This window comes from Dorea chungnamensis, from assembly GCF_039832125.1.
Lineage (GTDB): Bacteria > Bacillota > Clostridia > Lachnospirales > Lachnospiraceae > JAFBIX01.
This window is the reverse complement of record NZ_JBDOHT010000012.1, coordinates 40,039-58,260: the sequence shown is the minus strand read 5'-3', so window position 1 is coordinate 58,260 and position 18,222 is coordinate 40,039. Positions and strand designations below refer to the sequence as shown.

The 18,222-nt window shown below is 39.6% G+C and carries 13 protein-coding genes; 11 read left to right on the top strand and 2 right to left on the bottom strand.

Features of this window, described 5'->3' with window-relative positions; all coding sequences use genetic code 11:
• The first annotated feature begins 88 nt into the window (after positions 1 to 88).
• The 4 genes from ABE613_RS11195 (at position 89) to ABE613_RS11180 (ending at position 6,879) form a co-directional block, all read left to right on the top strand.
• Positions 89 to 2,077, top strand: a complete 1,989-nt coding sequence (locus tag ABE613_RS11195) for a 2-isopropylmalate synthase (protein ID WP_347376401.1) — start codon at positions 89 to 91, stop codon at positions 2,075 to 2,077.
• Positions 2,078 to 2,801: 724 nt separating this feature from the next.
• On the top strand, positions 2,802 to 3,419 hold the full coding sequence (locus ABE613_RS11190) for a sigma factor (RefSeq protein WP_347376400.1): 618 nt from the start codon (positions 2,802 to 2,804) through the stop codon (positions 3,417 to 3,419).
• 51 nt (positions 3,420 to 3,470) lie between these two features.
• Positions 3,471 to 6,137, top strand: a complete 2,667-nt coding sequence (locus ABE613_RS11185) for an ABC transporter permease family protein (protein WP_347376399.1) — start codon at positions 3,471 to 3,473, stop codon at positions 6,135 to 6,137.
• A complete protein-coding gene (locus ABE613_RS11180; RefSeq protein WP_347376398.1) occupies positions 6,121 to 6,879 on the top strand; it encodes an ABC transporter ATP-binding protein in 759 nt (252 codons plus the stop codon). The genes ABE613_RS11185 and ABE613_RS11180 overlap by 17 nt, the downstream gene beginning before the upstream one ends.
• 88 nt (positions 6,880 to 6,967) lie before the next feature.
• Here ABE613_RS11180 and ABE613_RS11175 read toward each other — a convergent pair whose 3' ends face one another.
• Complete coding sequence (locus tag ABE613_RS11175) at positions 6,968 to 8,758, bottom strand: aminopeptidase P family N-terminal domain-containing protein (RefSeq protein ID WP_235233184.1); 1,791 nt, start codon at positions 8,756 to 8,758, stop codon at positions 6,968 to 6,970.
• Between the two features lie 141 nt (positions 8,759 to 8,899).
• The gene (locus ABE613_RS11170) at positions 8,900 to 10,255 is read right to left on the bottom strand and encodes a peptide MFS transporter (RefSeq protein ID WP_235233183.1); all 1,356 of its coding nucleotides are present in this window, start codon (positions 10,253 to 10,255) and stop codon (positions 8,900 to 8,902) included.
• A gap of 339 nt (positions 10,256 to 10,594) precedes the next feature.
• On the opposite strand from ABE613_RS11170, the gene ABE613_RS11165 reads away from it, so the two are divergent.
• From ABE613_RS11165 to ABE613_RS11135, 7 genes are all read left to right on the top strand, one after another.
• On the top strand, positions 10,595 to 12,034 hold the full coding sequence (locus ABE613_RS11165; RefSeq protein WP_235233182.1) for an acyl-CoA carboxylase subunit beta: 1,440 nt from the start codon (positions 10,595 to 10,597) through the stop codon (positions 12,032 to 12,034).
• A gap of 14 nt (positions 12,035 to 12,048) precedes the next feature.
• Positions 12,049 to 12,828, top strand: coding sequence for an OadG family transporter subunit (locus ABE613_RS11160; RefSeq protein WP_235233181.1), 780 nt, complete (start codon positions 12,049 to 12,051; stop codon positions 12,826 to 12,828).
• 22 nt (positions 12,829 to 12,850) lie between these two features.
• Entirely contained in the window at positions 12,851 to 13,225 is a 375-nt protein-coding gene (locus ABE613_RS11155; protein WP_235233180.1) for a biotin/lipoyl-containing protein, read from the top strand.
• Positions 13,226 to 13,271: 46 nt separating this feature from the next.
• The gene (locus ABE613_RS11150; protein WP_235233179.1) at positions 13,272 to 14,426 is read left to right on the top strand and encodes a sodium ion-translocating decarboxylase subunit beta; all 1,155 of its coding nucleotides are present in this window, start codon (positions 13,272 to 13,274) and stop codon (positions 14,424 to 14,426) included.
• Between the two features lie 39 nt (positions 14,427 to 14,465).
• Positions 14,466 to 15,881 carry an oxaloacetate decarboxylase subunit alpha gene (locus tag ABE613_RS11145; protein WP_235233178.1) on the top strand — a complete coding sequence of 472 codons (1,416 nt, stop codon included), beginning with the start codon at positions 14,466 to 14,468 and terminating at the stop codon, positions 15,879 to 15,881.
• A gap of 163 nt (positions 15,882 to 16,044) precedes the next feature.
• Positions 16,045 to 16,986: a MurR/RpiR family transcriptional regulator gene (locus ABE613_RS11140; RefSeq protein ID WP_235233177.1), complete on the top strand. Its 942-nt coding sequence runs from the start codon at positions 16,045 to 16,047 to the stop codon at positions 16,984 to 16,986.
• A complete protein-coding gene (locus ABE613_RS11135) occupies positions 16,979 to 18,208 on the top strand; it encodes a BaiN/RdsA family NAD(P)/FAD-dependent oxidoreductase (protein ID WP_235233176.1) in 1,230 nt (409 codons plus the stop codon). Before ABE613_RS11140 ends, ABE613_RS11135 begins: the two co-directional genes overlap by 8 nt.
• Positions 18,209 to 18,222: the final 14 nt, after the last annotated feature.

Below are 18,222 nucleotides of genomic sequence, written 5' to 3'. Positions count from 1 at the left end.
TGACATATGTTAGGATAGGATATGATTAAAAAAAAACAATTTAGTTGATGAATTTTATTCGATTTGTCATAGAAGGAGAGGTATTTGTATGAAAAATTGTAAGAAATATGAAAGAACATATTTTATGCCACCGGAGGTTACTTATGATTGGGTGAAAAAAGAATATATTGAGAAACCGCCGATTTGGTGTAGTGTGGATCTGAGAGATGGAAATCAGGCATTAATTGAACCAATGAGTTTGGATGAGAAGTTGGAATTTTTCCAGATGCTGGTAGATATCGGTTTTAAAGAGATTGAGGTCGGTTTTCCGGCAGCATCTGAGACAGAATATCAATTTATGAGAACTTTGATAGAAAAGAATATGATCCCAGATGATGTCACGGTTCAGGTATTAACACAGGCAAGAGAGCATATTATTAAGAAAACATTTGAGGCTGTAAAAGGTGCTCCGCATGCGGTTATTCATTTGTATAATTCAACATCAGTTGCTCAGAGAGAGCAGGTGTTTCGAAAGAGCAAAGAAGAGATTAAAGAGATTGCCATCGCCGGTGCGGAATTACTTCTGAAACTTGCTTCCGAGACAGAAGGAAACTTCACGTTCCAGTATAGCCCGGAAAGTTTTCCGGGAACAGAAGTAGATTATGCGGTTGATGTATGTAATGCAGTCTTGGATGTATGGAAACCAACAGCAGATAATAAAGCAATTATTAATATCCCAACAACCGTAGAAAATGCAATGCCACATGTATTTGCCTGCCAGTTGGAATATGTTAATAAGCACCTGAAATATAGAGATAACGTTATCTTATGTTTACACCCTCACAATGACAGGGGATGTGGTGTGGCAACGGCAGAACTTGGAGTTCTGGCAGGAGCTGACCGTATTGAAGGTACTTTATTTGGAAATGGAGAGCGTACCGGTAATGTAGATATTGTTACAATGGGAATGAATATGTATTCTCATGGTGTGGATCCGGGACTTGATTTTTCAAATATGCAGAAGATTAGAGAGACTTATGAGCGTTTGACCAGAATGCATGTATATGAGCGTCAGCCATATGCTGGAGATTTGGTATTTACAGCATTTTCAGGATCTCATCAAGATGCAATTGCTAAAGGTATGACTTGGAGAGAAGAGAAACAGTGTGATACATGGACAGTTCCATATCTGCCGATTGATCCGCAGGATGTTGGAAGGAAGTATGATTCTGATGTTATTCGTATCAATAGTCAGTCTGGTAAGGGTGGTGTCAATTATATCCTGAAGCAAAGTCATGGAATTAATCTGCCACAGAAGATGAGAGAAGAAGTTGGATATCTCGTAAAAGATGTTTCTGATAAGGCACACAAAGAACTTACACCTGAGTGGGTATATCAGATTTTTGCAGATAATTATATTAATACAAAAAGTATCTTCCATGTGGATGAATGTCATTTTAAACAGGTAGATGGAATTACGGCAGAAGTGACAATTAATCATGCCGGTGAAAGCAGAGTGATCACTGCCAATGGTAATGGACGTCTGGATGCTGTCAGCAATGCAATTAAGCAGTATTTTAACATTAGTTATGAACTTACATTTTATGAGGAGCATTCACTCACTAAAGGATCTTCTTCTAAGGCAGTAGCATATGTTGGAATCATCTGTAAAGGCAAGACTTTCTGGGGCGTTGGCATTGATGCAGATATTATCCGTGCTTCCATTGAGGCATTAATTGTAGCTGTTAATAAGATAGAAGAACTGGGATCTGCTGATCCATGTAAAGATGCCAGAATGATTGAAATCATGAATTATATTCAGGCCAATTATATTGACATTACTTTGGATGATCTGGCAGAAAAATTCTATCTGTCCAAACCATATATTTCTAAATATATCAAAGAGAAGTCAGGAATGACATTTGGTGAGCTGGTTAAGAAGATTCGAATGAAAAAGGCAAAAGCACTTTTGAAGAGCAGCAATATGACGGTAGAGAATATTGCCTTGTCGGTTGGTTACCAGAATGTTGAGCATTTTAATCGAATGTTTAAGAAAGCTTATAACATGACACCAATGCAGTTCAGAAATCAGAAGTAGATGGGAATTTAGTTGAGTTAGTTGGTAATTGGGTGTGTACGGCGAGAGGATGGATGGGATGGTTGCCATTGCGGAGTCCTTCGCTAAGAATCCATAACAGGAAAAGAAGCAGATATTTTGTGACCAGGCTGATTCACCCCGAAATCTTGATGATTTCGAGGCTCAGCAGCCTTCTCAGATTTGGCTTGAAGCCAAATCTTCGCACAAAATATCTGCTTCTTTTCCTGTAACGGATTCTAACGCTTGTCCAACGAACGGCAACCATCCCATCCATCTTCTCGCCTGACATCCCCCAAATCCGTAACTTCCTCATCCGGGAGAATTCCTGCGCGTTATGCAGAGCGAATGATCATAGTAAAGATATTGTCAAAAAACTGGCAGAATAACTAACTGAATCTTCCATTGAAATAATGATGAATAGTATAAAAACATCGCTCCCCATTGCGCTTCACGCTAGGAATTCCCCCAGATGAGTTCATTCTCAATCACAAAATTTACTCATCTAAATTCCCATTTCATAAAGAATTGATAGGATTCATCTACAGTGTATGTTATAATAAATACAAAAAGGGACACGGCAAATTCAATTGGGGACGGAGGAAAATGAAAAAACCCCCGTCCCCAATTGAATTTTTTGTAACAAAATGTCGAATTCCGACTCTTATTATTGAGGAGGTGGCAGGGGTGGAGGATTTTGTGGAGGTATACATGGGATATATGAAGGATGTGTATTTTTTTACTCAAACTGAGTGGCAGTCCGAATCTTGCGGAAGAATTGACTCAGGCCACTTTTGTAGCTGTGTTTGAACATTTGGATCAGTTTCAGGGAAGGTGTAAGATGTCGGTTTGGCTATGTCAGATTGCGAAGAACCAGTATTATGCGTATTGTAGGAAGAGCATGCATTTTACAGGAGAGGAGGTTCCGAAGAATTATGAGTCTAAAGAAAATATGGAAGAGGATATTATAAAGAGGGAAGAGCATCTGAAAGAATGTAGTGAATGTAGAAAGTATATGAATCGGATGAAGCAGGAATTGTTCGTGAGAGAAGAAATGGGAGACTATCTTGAGGAAGAAAAACTTCTAAGAAATAGAAAAGAAGTCTTAAAAAAAGAGGTTAAGGCTGATTTTATGGCGAAAGTAGTTCAATTTGATATTCCTGCAAATCTGATGATCTTTATTGCAATATTCTATCGTAATGTATCCTTCTATCGCATAGGACTTTGCATGAATATTTTTGGATGGACAACAGAGAAAAAAAGGAAATGCGGATCCGGTGGCGTGGGTAATGTCGGCTGTTTCTATTGCCTTAAAGGTTGGGATCTCGTGTGTGTGGAATTGTAGGTATTGCGATGTTACTTATAAGATAATATGGGGAACAAGGAGAGGGAAAGAATGAAGAAAAGACTGTCACTTGATCGAAAGTATCTGCTTGTTACAGGAATCATAATGCAGATCATATTGCTTCTTCCGTGGATTTCGCTTGGAGGAAAAAGATATAATACATATGCATATTTATTTCGTTTGCATGCATCTGAAGATATGCGGACAGTAATGCGGGCGGATTTTGCATCAATCGGGGAAGGCTGGATGGACTGGACGGATATCCAATCCATGATGTTTGTGTTTATTGGGCAGCTGCTTCTCTTAGTCGTGCTACAGATTTTGGGGATTATAAGCATTTTACAGGTGTTCTCGAATAAGAAGAAGGGATTTGTGTCGGGCGTGTGTCTGGTGATCTGCGCTGCAAATCTTTTCAGTATAACAAGTGGCCCTACTTTTTATATGGATAGTTGGTTTGCTAAGTTGTATCTTCTTATTATGCTGATACTTCAGGGAATCAATCTCATTGGGTATCGTATGATAGATTCATGGGTGGAAGCGACCGAAGAGATGCGTCGGATTAAAGAGCATGAACGACAGGTAAAAAAAGAGCGGAAAGAACGGCTTGTATTTGAAGGGAAGTACTCCGCGTTATTTTATCAGGTTGTATGGAAGAATTTTAAGAGCAATTGGGCGACTTATCGTATCTTTGTGCTGGTAGATACTGTGTCGATTAGTTTTATTTTTGCAGGTATGGGGATGCGAGAAATGTTATCTGGGATGCAGGGAGTGGAAAATCTCCTTACCGGACAGGGACTTGGCACAATCCTCCTAAATTTTCTTGCATCGGCAATCATAATATCCATTTTCATGATAGTATCTGTTTTGATGTTTTACCTGAAAAATCATATGAGTAGCTATTCATTATTTCAGAATCTTGGAATTCGAAGCAAAACACTGTATTTGTTTATAGGAACAGAATTGGCAGTATGCATGATACTGGCATTGATTGGTGGATGCATTTTGGGAAATGTGATTCTGTTTGTATGCCGTATCGCAATTCGGAATGGATTTAACGGGGCAATTCTGCTGGAAAACATTACGGTTAAGAGTTATTTGTTGACACTATTGGTCAGTTTTCTAGTCTATCTGATATCTGCCATGGCAACTCATGATGTTTATTATGAGACGGGTGGAACTTCTGCGAGATATAAAGCTGTACAGAAAGAAAAGATGCCGGGAATTTTGAGCCCTTTATTCATGATATTTGGAGCAGGAGTCATTGTGTTTTCTGTTTATGGATTTTCTCAGAGAGAACATGCAGAAGGAATGGTGTATATTGTATTTTTCCTGATTGGGTTATATTTATTTATGCGACATTGCTGGAATATGTATTTGCGCTTGAGAAAAAAGAAGAATTCAATTTATTTGGGAGGTTTATTAAAGAAGAATTATTTTTATCATCATTTTAAGACGGCATATCGGTATTTATTTTTATTTACGATATTACATATCTGCGTGCTTTTTGTGTTTTCGCGAGAAGTAACCACATCTCTGATTGAAGAAGAACCAGAGACAATGTTCCCATATGATTATGTATGTATGGCGATTGAAGATGATATGCCTATATTTGAAGAGATAAAAAATGAGAATCAGGCGGAAGTGTTAAGTTATCCAATGGTTCGAGTCAGTAACGCAGATAATTCTACAGAAATCAACGGTGCAATGGAGTGTATACAGCCTCAGGGACAACATATCGGAATCTCAGAGTCTACCTATCGAAAATTGTGTGAGAACATAGGAGAAAAGCCAAAACAACTGAATCTTGCAGAAGATGGAAGTGAAATATATGTCATCTATCAGGAAGATAAAAGTGTGAGAGCACATCCGATTGATTATTATATGGGGACGAAGACTCCTTATCTTCATATTGGACAGCCATTGATAGCTTATGATTATGTTAAACGAGAGAAATTATTTCAGCCACGTAAAGTTATTGGAATGGAGCGAACCAGCCTTATCGGCAATTTGAGACAGGGTGAACATGAGAATATTGTTGTGTTCTCGGATGAATATTTCGCAGAAGTTGAGGATATGTGGAAAACTACGATATACTGGAATGGTGAGCAGATCAGCGAGGAAGAAGCAATAGAAGATGTGACGATCCATCACTGGCCGGATCAACTTGTTTTAATAAATGTGGCAGATGATCAGAAACAAGATGTGGAAAAGAAACTGCAGATATTTGACGATAATCATGTATTTGATAATTCTTTTGACAGTGAGGTGCAGTCATGGTACTCAAAAACTACTCTCATTGATCAGATAAAGTCCGAACGATTTATGAATATTGCAGTCAGTATGTTTATCATGATAATTATGGCAATCGTAAGTTTGATCCTTCTCTACATGAAAGTAGAGTCTGAGATGGATGAGAAGAAGAGACAACAAGAATTTCTTGAGTGCATGGGTATGCGAAAAAGAGAACGCTTACAAATCATTAAGTCAGAATTGGGGTTCTACTTTTGGGTACCCATGACAATATCGATTATTTCGATTATAGTATTTACGGCAATAACGTGGAAACTGAGATTATTTTCACAGACTGACTGTATTGCATATTCCAAAGTATTGACAATTATTTTCCTTATTTATACAGCGGTAGAATCACTAGGGATGAAGTGCCTGGAGTATTATATCATAAGAAAAGTGGAGGGCAGCCATGGAAACAATCATTAGAACTGAAAAGCTATATAGAAGTTATTCAAAAACGGGCGGCAAGAAAGAACAGCCAGATGATATCCGGGTCCTAAAAGGGATTGACCTGGAGGTAGAAAAGGGAGAATTTGTTGGAATTATGGGAAAATCCGGCTGTGGAAAGACTACGTTGATTAAAGTGTTGGGATTAATTGATGAACCAACAAAGGGAACCATATATTTTAAAGAAAAGGACATCGATAAACTATGGAAAGACGAATTAGCAGATATCCGACGCAGAGAAATCGGGTTCGTATTTCAGGATTTTTATTTGATGGATAGTCTGTCCGTAAAAGAGAATATCATGCTTCCGATGATTCTAGATAAAGCAGAAGCTGAATCATGCATCGAAAGAGCTGAAAGCCTGGCAGAACAATTCGGCCTTACCCATCTTCTTGACAAAAATCCATACGAATTATCAGGTGGAGAGAAACAAAGAGCAGCAATCTGCCGGGCACTTCTAAATAATCCCGAATTAATCTTAGCCGATGAGCCTACCGGAAATCTTGACTCAAAATCCGGGAAAATCGTGGTAGATGAATTCATAAAAATCAATGAAGTTATGAAAAAGACCATCATTATGGTTACACATGACCCACAGATGGCAAGCAAATGCAAAAGAATCATATTCTTAAAAGATGGAATCGTGCTGGAAGATCTAAGACGTATTGGAAGCTGCGAAGAATTCTATCATAAAGTGTTAGAAAGAATGGCAGAATTGTAAATTGGGTACAGGGCATATGACGATTGGGTACACCACATTTTTTAATAGGGGACGTAGTAAAATTGCATTTTACTACGTCCCCTATTAATTAAATTGCTCTAGTATATTCTTTTAACCATTCTCTTTCTTCATCTGTCAGATGTGGTCCGATTTTTTCATATACTTCTTTATGGTAGTTGTTCAGCCATTCTTTTTCATCTCTGCTCATTTCATCAGGGTCAATTCCGTCTAGGTCGATTGGAGCGAATGTGATAGTCTCGAAGTGCATGAACTGTCCATATTTGTTCTTATTGCCTTTTTTTACGACAAATTCATTTTCAATACGAATACCGAATTTTCCATCTTCGTAGATTCCTGGTTCATCGGTGATGACCATGCCTTCTTCTAACTGATGATGTTCATTCTTGCTTGGAACGACATACCAGCGGAAGCCAGTCGGTGCTTCGTGGATGTTACCGAGGTATCCGACGCCATGTCCGGTACCGCACTGATAGTCGAGATCAAGATCCCAGATTGGGCCTCTTGCAAGGACGTCAAGATTGTATCCGTAGCATCCGTAAAGGAATTTTGCACGGGACAGGCGCATCATGGCACGTACAACAGCAGTAAAGTATTTTTTCATCTGCTGGTCAACAGAACCAAGGATAAATGTTCTGGTGATATCGGTAGAACCTTCATAATATCCACCGCCAGTATCATTTAAGAAAAATGCGCCGGATTTAAGTTGTACGTCAGACTCTTCGCAAGGAGAGTAGTGCATCATGGCTGCGTGGTCGTCAAATGCACACAGTGGTTCGAAACTGTCGCGGATATAGCCTTCTTGTTCTGCACGAAGCTCCGTTAATTTTGCAGCAGAGCTAAGCTCTGTGATTGGTTCTTTGTCATAACGTGTTTTTACCCAATACATGAATTTGGTGATTGCAACACCATCCTTGATATGAGCATTTTTGATGTTCTTAAGTTCTACATCATTTTTCATGGCTTTCATAAGGATAGTTGGATTTGCAGCTTCTACGATTTTGCAAGGGATATTCTTGTACAAAGCGTAGTTCATTTTCATTGGGTCAATCAGTGCAACACTGTCAGTGCTGATATTCTTGATATCTTCATAAATATTATTGTAAGGATGAATATTGACGTTATTCTTCTTTAATTCTTCATGGATTCGGTCATCCAGTTTGGAGTCGTCAACATATAGTTCAACAGCATCCATGGTTACGATTGCATAGGAAAGCAGTAATGGGAAGAAATCGATATCATCTCCACGGACATTCAGAAGCCAGCATACATCATCAAGAGAAGCAATGATATGTGTATCTGCTCCGTTTTCTTCCATTTTCTTTCTCACGCGTGCAAGTTTGGAAGCTGTACTCTCGCCAGAATATTTTTCTTCCAGGAAGAATGCTGGTTTTTTAGAAAGAGATGGACGGTCTTCCCAGATTGCATCAATCAAATCTTCAGAATAATCAATCTGAATATTCTTTGCTGTTAATGCATCTTCATATTCCTGACCTTCTCCCATGGAAAGCACACGGCCATCGAAGCCTACCGTGCCGCCTTCTGGTACATTATCGCATAAATATTCTGTGATAGATGGAGTATCACCCACGAACATTTTCATCAGTCGGATGCCGCTTCCTTCCAGTTCGTTAGTTGCCTGGAAGAAGTACCTTCCATCTGTCCATAGACCACCGTCATCTTTTGTAATCACGGCTGTACCATAAGAGCCACTGAATCCGGTAATGAATTTTCTTGCCTTAAAATGTTCTCCTACATACTCGCTCTGATGGAAATCGGCAGTAGGAACAACATATGCATCAATCCCTTTTTCAGCCATCAAAGCACGAAGTTTTGCAATTCTTTCTGCTACAATTGTCATAATCAATTGCCTCCTTTATATTGTAATTTCATTATGAAATACACAGATATATTTTGGAAAATGTGATTTCCTGTAGAAAAAAAGGCTCCCGGGGAACCGGGAGCCCTTTCCTTCAAAAAGTAAATCCTTTTATGTATTGACTTATTTACCGCCAACCATTTCGTCAAATTTCTTCGTGAACGCTAACATGATAACACCGCAGGCGATGATCAGGATTGTAACGATACCGTAAGCTTTAACGAATGAGAACTGTGCAAGGAAGTTGTAAAGTGGACCATATCCTTTTCCAGCGAAGAAAATGATGAGTGGCCATACACCAAGCAATGTTCCAAGCAGTTTCTTAGGAGCATATTTGTTGATGAAAGAGTTTCCAAGTGGTGAGAAGATAACTTCACCGACAGACATAGCAACAGCTGTCAGGATGATAACCCAGATACCAACTGGATCTTTTGTTCCTTCACCGCTAAGGAATGCAGCAAGTACCATGGATGCTGTACAAAGACCAAGGATAATAATACCTACAGATGTCTTTGTGAACATTCCCCAGTCGCCCTGTGGTCTTTGTTTCATCTTAGCCCAGATTCCAGCGAATACAGGACAAAGAATAATACAAAGAAGACCATTCATAGAGTCAAACCATGCAGTAGGCATCTGGAAAGAACCGATGTTCCAGTTAGCCCATCCGGAACCGCCCTGCTCAATTGGACCAAATTCATAGTAAACTGGCATGTAAGCCATGTACCAGATTAACCAGAATACACCAGAGAACAGTGTTACGATTAAGATAGCGATAACACGATTTTTCTCAAGCTTTGTAAGAGGAGCATTGTCTTTCTCTTTGTCAGCTTTGTCAACATCTTCAGTTCTGTTGTCAACAAGGAATGGTTTTTTACCAGCATCACCTAAGAACTTCATTCCAAAGAGCCACCATGCACAGTCGATGAACATGAAGATTCCGCAAAGAAGGAACATGAAGCGATAGCTGTAGTTTGTAGCAACAAGAGTCAGGAATGTTGTTCCGCAGAATGAACCAATATTAACGAATGAATACTGGATACTGAAGATAGAGTCCAAAGTATCTGCGTCAGCTAATGGGAACAGACGTCCGTTGATACCAGATACATTTCCTTTGAAGAAACCTGTACCGATAGCAATCAGGATAATCATAACCCAAACCATACCTTTGCTCTGTGCCTGCCATGCACATAAATAACCAAGACCCATTAAAATCTCTCCGATTGGAACGAGGAGTCTTGGGCTAATCCAACGGTCAGCAATGTATCCACCGATAACTGGTGTGATATAAGTAAATGCTACCAGGTTGGAACTCATCAACGCACCCTCAGCTTTGGAAAGTCCAAGACCTCCTTCTGCTGCAGAAAGAACGATGAAGATGGCAACGCCCCATTTAGCAGCGTAGTATGCAAGTCTTTCAAGAGTGAAAGAGAAACTACATACATAGAAACCAAATGGCCATTTCTTTTTTGTTGTTTCCATTTTTAACCCTCCAATTAAAAATATAGTATTGTTTCGGTTTTTGTGTAGAAAAATGTCTACATTTAAAAACCATGATAAATATATCATAAATTAGACTAAAGTACAATAAAAAGTTAAGAAAAAGTTAATGAATAGTGCAAAATTCACAGTTGCTTTAACGTGCTGCCATGATAACTTGATATAATAAAAAAATAATTCGATAATATTTTAACAGAAAAATGCGAAAAGTATTGCATGGAGAGAAGAAAAACGATATAATACAATTGGCAAAAATTTGGTTCTACTTTACAATTAAGTATCAACCCAATTTAAATATGTAAGAAAATGGAGGACTATACTATGGGCAACATGGCAACAGAAAATGTAGCAAGTGCAAGAATTGCTTCTTTACTTGATGCAGGAAGCTTTGTTGAAATCGGTGGTGCTGTTACTGCCAGAAGCACTGATTTTAACATGCAGGAAAAAGACACTCCGGCTGATGGTGTAATTACTGGTTATGGAGTAATTGACGGAAATTTAGTATATGTATATAGCCAGGACGCAACGGTATTAAATGGAGCAATTGGTGAGATGCATGCGAAAAAGATTTCAAATATCTATGATATGGCAATGAAGATGGGTGCGCCGGTAATCGGTCTTGTAGACTGTGCTGGTTTTAGACTTCAGGAAGCGACAGATGCATTAGAGGCATTTGGTAATCTGTACTTAAAACAATCAATGGCTTCTGGTGTGATTCCACAGATTACAGCAATCTTTGGGACTTGTGGTGGTGGACTTGCTCTCGTCCCTGCTTTGACAGATTTTACCTTCATGGAAGCATCTGATGCAAAGTTATTTGTGAATTCACCAAATGCAATTCCTGGCAATGAGATTTCAAAGCTGGATACCTCTTCTGCAGAATATCAGAGTGAAAAGTCTGGTCTTGTAGATGTGGTGGGAACAGAAGCAGAAATCCTTGAAAATATTCGTGCCCTAATTTGTATGCTTCCTTGTAATAATGAGGAAAATGTTGCCTACGATGAGTGTACAGATGATCTCAACCGTGTATGTGAAGGGATTGAAAATGCAGTTGAAGATACTGCAATTGCACTGGCCAATATTTCTGATAGCAACGTGTTCTTTGAGACGAAAAAGAATTTTGCAAAGGATATGGTGACCGGATTTATTCGATTGAATGGGATGACAGTGGGTGCTGTTGCGAACCGTTCAAAAGTATACAATGAAAATGCAGAAGTTGTCGCAGAATTTGATGGCTCCTTGTCTGCTCATGGAGCAAGAAAAGCAGCGGAATTTATAACATTTTGTGATGCTTTTAATATTCCGATTCTTTCTTTGACAAACGTGTCTGGATTTAAAGCCGGAAAATGTGAAGAAAGAAATCTTGCGAGAGAAGCTGCAAAGCTTACTTATGCATTTGCCAATGCAACAGTTCCAAAAGTGAATGTTGTGATTGGAAAAGCATTTGGAAGTGCTTATGTAGCAATGAATAGTAAGTCTATCGGTGCAGATATAGTGTATGCATGGACAACTGCAGAGATTGGTATGATGGATGCAAATCTTGCAGCTAAGATTATGTATGCAAATTCTGATTCGGCTACTGTAAAAGAAAAAGCAGCAGAATACAAAGAATTGCAGTCAAGCCCGCTTTCAGCAGCAAGAAGAGGATATGTAGATACGATTATTGAACCAGCTGATACCAGAAAATATGTCATCGGTGCATTTGAGATGTTATTTACCAAGAGAGAAGAACGCCCGATGAAAAAACATGGTGCAGTTTAGAGAGGTGAGGTAAAGTGAGAAAAAAGATTAGTTTATTACTCTGTGTGCTTGCGACAATGCTCTGCTTTACCGCATGTGGAAGCGGCAATAAAACAATGGATTATGATGAAGCTACCATTGAACAGACGACAGAATTTCTGTTGAGTTATTGTGCGAGTACCGATGAAGCAACGCTCGAACAGTGGAAGTCCATGACAGATTTTAATGTTGAGCTACAGTTGACTGAGGCTGGGATCCCTGTTACGCAGGAAAGTTTCCTTGGAGCATTGGAGGCGTGGCAAGCGGCTACTAAAGAGTGTGGTGAATATATAGGTCATGGTGATTATACATTTGAGGCATCTACAGATGAACTTAAAGTTACAACAGCAGTTGAGTTCTCAGACCGTGAAGCAACGATTACATTTGTATTTGATGAAGATTCTTATCTGGACAGCATGACAGTTGATGCAGAATATTCAACAGGAGAAATATTGGAAAAAGCAGGATTAAATACGATACTTGGAATGGGAACGGTATTTATAGTACTGATTTTTATTTCATTCCTGATTTCCTTATTTAAATATATTCCTGCGATTGAGAAAAAATTCAAAAAGCAGCCTGTACAGGAAGTTAAGACAGAGAAAGCTCCTGTTCAGAATCTTTCTGCAGTTGAGACTCCGGTCGCAGATGATCTGGAATTGATCGCAGTCATTTCTGCAGCAATTGCTGCCGCCAGAGAGGCAGAAGGATGCAGCAAAGATGGATTTGTTGTAAGAAGTATTAGACGTCGTCCGTCAAATAAATGGAATGCATAACTACCCAAAGGAGGAATTTAAAATGAAAAATTATACAATTACAGTAAACGGAAATGTATATGATGTAACAGTAGAAGAAAAAGGTGCAGGTGTGGCATCGGCTGCGCCAGTAGCAGCACCAAAGGCCGCACCTGCTGCAGCACCAGCAGCACCAAAGACTGCTGCACCGGCTGCAGGAGCAGGTTCTGTTGAAGTAAAAGCCGGAGCTGCAGGAAAAGTGTTCAAGATTGAAGCAAATGTTGGACAGAGTGTAAAAAGAGGCGATGCGGTTGTAATTATTGAAGCAATGAAGATGGAAATTCCAGTTGTGGCACCAGAAGATGGAACAGTGGCAAGTATTGATGTGGCAGTTGGTGATGCTGTAGAATCAGGAGCTGTTCTTGCTACATTAAACTAGAGACATAATCTGATTATGTTTATTTAACACGACTGGAGGTTAAAAAATGGAATATATAACAACAACATTAGGAAACCTCGTGCATCAGACAGCATTTTTCAGTCTCACATGGGGCAATTTGATCATGATTGCAGTTGCATGTTTTTTCCTATATTTAGCAATCAGACATGGGTTTGAACCTCTGCTCCTGGTACCAATTGCGTTCGGTATGCTTCTTGTAAATATCTATCCAGATATTATGTTGCATGCAGATGAGGCAGCCAATGGAACCGGAGGATTACTTTACTACTTCTATGTTTTGGATGAGTGGTCAATTCTTCCGTCTCTGATATTCCTCGGGGTAGGTGCGATGACAGATTTTGGGCCATTGATTGCTAATCCAAAGAGTTTCCTGCTGGGAGCAGCAGCGCAGTTTGGAATTTTTGCAGCATATCTTGGTGCAATGGCAATGGGATTCTCTGATAAAGCAGCGGCAGCAATCTCTATTATTGGTGGTGCAGATGGACCGACTTCTATCTTTCTTGCCGGTAAATTACAGCAGACGGCATTAATGGGGCCGATTGCGGTGGCGGCATATTCTTACATGTCACTGGTTCCGATCATTCAGCCGCCAATTATGAAGTTATTGACAACTGAAAAAGAGCGAAAGATTAAGATGGAACAGCTTCGCCCAGTTTCTAAATTGGAAAGAATTCTTTTCCCGATTATTGTTACTGTTGTAGTGTGTACGATTCTTCCGACGACAGCACCGCTGGTTGGTATGCTGATGCTTGGTAACCTGTTCCGTGAATCGGGAGTTGTAAGACAGCTGACTGAGACTGCCTCTAATGCATTGATGTATATTGTAGTAATCTTGCTTGGTACTTCTGTAGGTGCAACAACGAGTGCAGAAGCATTCCTGAATATGGACACCATTAAAATTGTTGTTCTGGGACTTGTAGCATTTATGTTTGGTACAGCAGCCGGAGTATTGTTTGGTAAATTGATGTGCTATGCAACGCATGGAAAAGTAAATCCTTTGATTGGCTCTGCCGGTGTATCTGCAGTTCCAATGGCGGCCAGAGTATCACAGAAGGTAGGTGCAGAAGCGGATCCTACAAACTTCCTTCTGATGCATGCGATGGGACCGAACGTAGCGGGTGTAATCGGTACTGCAGTTGCAGCCGGAACATTTATGGCAATTTTCGGCGTAGGTGTATAATGATCTAAAAATTGTTGATAGATTATAGGAGGATATAAAATGGCAGAAATTGAGAAAAAACCAATTAAAATAACAGAAACCATTCTGCGTGATGCACATCAGTCTCTGATTGCTACCCGTATGACAACAGAACAGATGCTTCCGATTATTGAGAAGATGGATAAAGTAGGATATCATTCAGTGGAATGTTGGGGAGGTGCTACATTCGACGCATCCCTTCGTTTCCTGAAAGAAGATCCGTGGGACAGACTTCGCAAATTCCGCGATGGATTTAAGAATACAAAATTACAGATGTTATTCCGTGGACAGAACATCTTAGGATATCGTCCGTATGCAGATGATGTGGTAGAATATTTTGTTCAGAAATCTGTAGCTAATGGTATTGATATCATTCGTATTTTTGATTGCTTAAATGATCTGCGCAATCTGCAGACTGCAGTAACTGCAGCTAATAAGGAAAAGGCAGAGGCTCAGGTGGCTCTTTCTTATACTTTGGGTGATGCTTATACATTAGAGTATTGGGTTGATATTGCAAAGAGAATTCAGGACATGGGCGCGGATTCTATCTGTATTAAGGATATGGCAGGTCTCTTGAAACCATACCAGGCAACAGAACTGATTGGCGCGTTAAAAGAAGCTGTAGATCTTCCGATCCAGCTTCATACGCACTATACATCAGGTGTTGCATCTATGACTTATTTGAAAGCTGTAGAGGCTGGAGTGGATGTCATTGATACAGCAATGTCACCATTTGCACTTGGAACTTCTCAGCCGGCAACAGAAGTTATGGTTGAGACTTTCAAAGGTACACCATATGATACTGGATTTGACCAGAACTTATTGGCTGAGATTGCTGATTACTTCCGTCCGATTCGTGACGAAGCATTGGAAAGTGGTCTGTTGAATCCAAAGAACATGGGTGTTAATATTAAGACTCTGTTATATCAGGTACCAGGTGGCATGTTGTCAAATCTTACTTCTCAATTGAAGGAGCAGGGTGCAGAAGATAAATTCTATGATGTACTGGAGGAAGTTCCGAAGGTACGTAAAGATTTGGGAGAACCACCTCTTGTAACTCCTTCTTCCCAGATCGTAGGTACACAGGCTGTGTTTAACGTGCTGATGGGTGAGAGATATAAGATGGCAACTAAAGAGACAAAAGATATCTTAAGTGGTAAGTATGGTGCAACTGTAAAACCATTTAACGAAGATGTGAAGAAAAAAGTATTGGGTGAAAATGCTGAGACGATTACCTGCCGTCCGGCAGATTTGATTCCTGATGAATTGGATACATTGCGCAAAGAGTGTGAGCAGTGGATTCAACAGGATGAGGATGTTCTGTCTTATGCGTTGTTCCCGCAAGTAGCTGTTGACTTCTTTAAATACAGAGAAGCACAGCAGACAAAAGTGGATCCAACAGTAGCTGATACGGAAAATGGAAGTTATCCGGTTTAATTCAGAGATATAGAATGACAGAAAGCATGATAAGAACAAGGTGTGCAGATTTTTGCACACCTTGTTTTGGTGAAGAAGAGTAGAATCTTCAGATGTCCTCTTGAATCTTAAGAGGTTTGGCTATATAATGGAAACAATGTTGAAATGGAAAGAGAAATGTCACATGCAAAGTAAAAATGAGTTGTTAAAGAAAATAGAAGACGGTTATCCGAAATTCAGTAAAGGTCAAAAAAAGCTGGCAGATTTTATTCGTGAAGATTATGACAAAGCCGCTTTTTTGACGGCTGCGAAGATGGGAGAAGAAGTCGGAGTCAGTGAATCTACAGTCGTTCGTTTTGCAACAGCGCTTGGATATGACGGTTATCCGGGATTTCAAAAAGCACTTGGGGAGTTGGTACGGACGAAATTGAATTCCATCCAACGTATGGAAGTGACTTATGGACGTATCAGCCAGGGAGAGATTCTGACCTCTGTATTACAATCCGATATTGAGAAGATAAAACTGACAATGGAAGCAATTGACCATGAGGCATTTGAATTGGCTGTGGATACGATATTGAATGCCAGAAAGATCTATGTGGTTGGCATTAGAAGCTGCGCTCCTTTAGCCAGTTTTTTGTGCTTTTATCTGAATCTTGTCTGTGATGATGTAGTGGCTGTGAATACAAATAGTTCCAGTGAGATTTTTGAACAGTTACTCCGCATTAATGAGGAAGATGTCATTATTGGAATTAGTTTTCCGCGATATTCTATGCGTACACTGAAAGCATTGGAGTATGCAAGTAATCGAAAGGCGAAAGTAATTACTTTGACAGATAGCGTACATTCTCCTATGAATTTATATTCTTCATGTAATTTAATTGCAAGAAGTGATATGGCTTCAATAGTAGATTCATTGGTTGCACCTTTAAGTGTAGTTAATGCGTTGGTGGTTGCTTTGTGTATGAAGAAGCAGAAAGAGGTTATTTCCACTCTGGAGACATTAGAACGGATTTGGGATGAATATCAGGTGTATAGTAAAGATGAATTGAATATGGTAGGCGATAAGGTGGAATTATCGGGAAGTGTCGAAAATGAAAACGCAAAGGATATGAAAGATGAGTAAAGTGTTGATAATTGGCGGGGGCGCGGCAGGAATGTTCGCATCCATTATTGCAGCGAGAAATGGGCATGAAGTCCTGGTGTTTGAAAGTAATGAAAAACTAGGGAAAAAGCTATTCATCACAGGAAAAGGAAGGTGTAACTTGACCAACGCATGTGATATGGATGTGTTATTTGATTCTGTGGTTTCAAATCCAAAGTTTTTATATAGTAGTTTTTATGGGTTTACGAATCAGGATGCCATTGCGTTTTTTGAAGAACTTGGACTTCGGACGAAGATAGAGCGTGGGGGCAGGGTGTTCCCGATATCTGACCATTCTTCTGATGTGATTCGTGTTCTTTCCGATGAGATGCATCGCCTTGGAGTTGAAATATCTCTTCGGACAAGAGTGAAAAAGGTCGTATCAGAGGAAGGAGTATTTCATCATATTATATTAGAGGATGGCACGATAGTTGCTGGAGATGCTTGTATGATTGCAACGGGTGGTTTGTCCTATCAAAGTACAGGGGCTACTGGAGATGGATTTCGATTTGCGGAGGATCTGGGACACCATGTTACAGAGTGTATGCCATCACTTGTTCCAATAGAGACAAAAGAATCGTGGGTAAAAGAGCTGCAGGGATTATCCCTGAAAAATGTAAACATAACTATTTGTGATGGTAAAAAGATCTTGTATGATGAATTTGGCGAAATGTTGTTTACCCATTATGGTGTCAGTGGTCCCCTAATTTTAACTGCCAGCAGTTATGTGGGAAAGAGGTTAAAAACAAAAGAATTACGTCTTTCAATCGATTTGAAGCCCGCACTTTCGGCTGAACAGTTGGATCATCGGATATTGAAAGAATTTGAAGAAAATCAGAATCGTCAATTTAAAAATGCGGTTGGAGGATTATTTCCTTCCAAATTAATCCCGGTTATGATAAAATTGAGCAATATTCCGCCAGAGAAGAAAGTGAATATCATTTCTAGAGAAGAAAGAAGGTTCTTTGCAGAGTTGATTAAGAATCTTTCAATTACGCTGACTGGACTTCGTGATTATAATGAAGCGATTATCACAAAGGGTGGTGTCAGAATAAAAGAAATTGATCCGAGCACCATGGAATCCAGAATGATAAAAAACCTTTATTTTATTGGCGAAGTCTTAGATCTGGATGCTGTAACGGGGGGATTTAATCTTCAGATTGCGTGGTCTACTGCGTATGCGGCAGGAAATAGTATTATATAGAGTGAAGGAGAAGA

Bases quoted from the DNA above. Each gene is read 5' to 3' on its own strand.
- ABE613_RS11195 (WP_347376401.1), top strand. From the start codon at position 89: ATGAAAAATTGTAAGAAATATGAAAGAACATATTTTATGCCACCGGAG.
- ABE613_RS11190 (WP_347376400.1), top strand. From the start codon at position 2,802: ATGTGTATTTTTTTACTCAAACTGAGTGGCAGTCCGAATCTTGCGGAA.
- ABE613_RS11185 (WP_347376399.1), top strand. From the start codon at position 3,471: ATGAAGAAAAGACTGTCACTTGATCGAAAGTATCTGCTTGTTACAGGA.
- ABE613_RS11180 (WP_347376398.1), top strand. From the start codon at position 6,121: ATGGAAACAATCATTAGAACTGAAAAGCTATATAGAAGTTATTCAAAA.
- ABE613_RS11175 (WP_235233184.1), bottom strand. From the start codon at position 8,758: ATGACAATTGTAGCAGAAAGAATTGCAAAACTTCGTGCTTTGATGGCT.
- ABE613_RS11170 (WP_235233183.1), bottom strand. From the start codon at position 10,255: ATGGAAACAACAAAAAAGAAATGGCCATTTGGTTTCTATGTATGTAGT.
- ABE613_RS11165 (WP_235233182.1), top strand. From the start codon at position 10,595: ATGGGCAACATGGCAACAGAAAATGTAGCAAGTGCAAGAATTGCTTCT.
- ABE613_RS11155 (WP_235233180.1), top strand. From the start codon at position 12,851: ATGAAAAATTATACAATTACAGTAAACGGAAATGTATATGATGTAACA.
- ABE613_RS11150 (WP_235233179.1), top strand. From the start codon at position 13,272: ATGGAATATATAACAACAACATTAGGAAACCTCGTGCATCAGACAGCA.
- ABE613_RS11145 (WP_235233178.1), top strand. From the start codon at position 14,466: ATGGCAGAAATTGAGAAAAAACCAATTAAAATAACAGAAACCATTCTG.
- ABE613_RS11140 (WP_235233177.1), top strand. From the start codon at position 16,045: ATGCAAAGTAAAAATGAGTTGTTAAAGAAAATAGAAGACGGTTATCCG.
- ABE613_RS11135 (WP_235233176.1), top strand. From the start codon at position 16,979: ATGAGTAAAGTGTTGATAATTGGCGGGGGCGCGGCAGGAATGTTCGCA.